Below are 1413 nucleotides of genomic sequence, written 5' to 3'. Positions count from 1 at the left end.
GGTAAAGTGAGAGTGTCGAACAATCACTACCATACAGAAGAGGTGTCCTCTACATGATAGAGCAAAACGTCCATCAGAATCAACTTCCTAATGAAATCAAATCGGCATTCAAAGAACTAAAAGTGCTACAGCACTTGAAAACAGCGGGCTTTAAGAAGAAATTCGGGTATACCTGTTCATTTTTATTTCAGCTCGTTTTTGTTCTCTTGTTTCATCACAAGAATTGGTTTCGCTTGCTGGAAAGCGGTAAGGGAGCAACGTTTCCTGGAAAAGACACCGTGTATCGTTTCTTGAATCATAGCGCCTATCCGTGGCGCCGATTTTTGATACTTCTCAGCTCCTGTGCCATTGGGAAGGTGCAACCCCTGACGGGTGCCGATCGGGTATCCGTCTTTATAGTCGATGATTCTATGTTCGAACGTAATCGCAGTAAGGCGGTTGAATTGCTTTCCAGATTTAAGGACCATGCGAGTGGCTGTTACTACAAAGGTTTTCGAATGCTTACACTGGGCTGGTCAGATGGGCACACGTTTATCCCCGTCGACTTCTCCTTGCTCGCTTCGCTCAAGTCGCAAGTGAATGGAATCATAGACGGTATCGATAAACGGACGTCCGGCTATAAAAGACGGATGGAGGCACTCCTGCCCGCACCTGAGGTGGTCCCCGCGATGATCGATCGAGCGCTTTCGACAGGCATGCAAGCTTCTTACGTGTTGATGGACAGTTGGTTTACACACGCTCCACTAATCCAATCCATGATCGATCGCGGTCTGGATGTTATTGGCATGGTTAAAGCCGACAAGAAAAGATACCTTGTGGATGGCCGGCGGTTAACGCTCCAAGAGCTTTACTATAAAGCAGCTCTTGTTCAAGGGAACACCAAAGGCATTCTGCGGTGCATCGGCACTCAGCTGTCTCCTGGGATTCCCGTCACGATGGTCTTTGTGCGCCATCGTTCCAACAAAAAGGAATGGCTCGCCATTTTATGCACCGATCTTTCACTTTCCGAGGAAGAAATCATCCGAATCTACGGAATCCGCTGGGACATTGAGGTTTTCTTTAAGTGTGCCAAGTCATTGCTGCGCTTGCAGAAAGAATTTCAGGGACGCACTTATGATTTGTTGATCAGCCACACGACCATTGTCTTTTCTCGATACATCCTGCTGGCTTGGCAACACCGGCAGAGTACCGACAACCGCACCCTGGGTGGTTTATTTCATCTGCTCTGCGACGAAGTCAGCCAACTGGATTGGGCCGTAGCTTTACAGCAGCTCATTCAAATTCTTGAGGATGTGGCTAAGAAAGCAAATAAGAAAATGACAAAACTCATTCAAACACAACTACAGCAATGGATTGCCGATTTGCCCAGTTATATCAAGGCTTATCTGCCAAATTTAAGCTGCGAAAGTTGAG

General features: G+C 47.1%; 1 protein-coding gene. It reads left to right on the top strand.

The genetic code is table 11. From position 1 onward, the window contains the following. The first annotated feature begins 53 nt into the window (after positions 1-53). The gene (locus tag ACH6EH_RS20125; RefSeq protein WP_397333588.1) at positions 54-1412 is read left to right on the top strand and encodes an IS4 family transposase; all 1359 of its coding nucleotides are present in this window, start codon (positions 54-56) and stop codon (positions 1410-1412) included. The last annotated feature ends 1 nt before the right edge of the window (position 1413 follow it).

Origin of the sequence: Paenibacillus sp. JSM ZJ436 (assembly GCF_044383795.1) — a bacterium.
Taxonomy (GTDB): Bacteria; Bacillota; Bacilli; order Paenibacillales; family Paenibacillaceae; genus Paenibacillus_AQ; species Paenibacillus_AQ algicola.
This window is presented reverse-complemented; position numbering and strand designations above follow the sequence as displayed.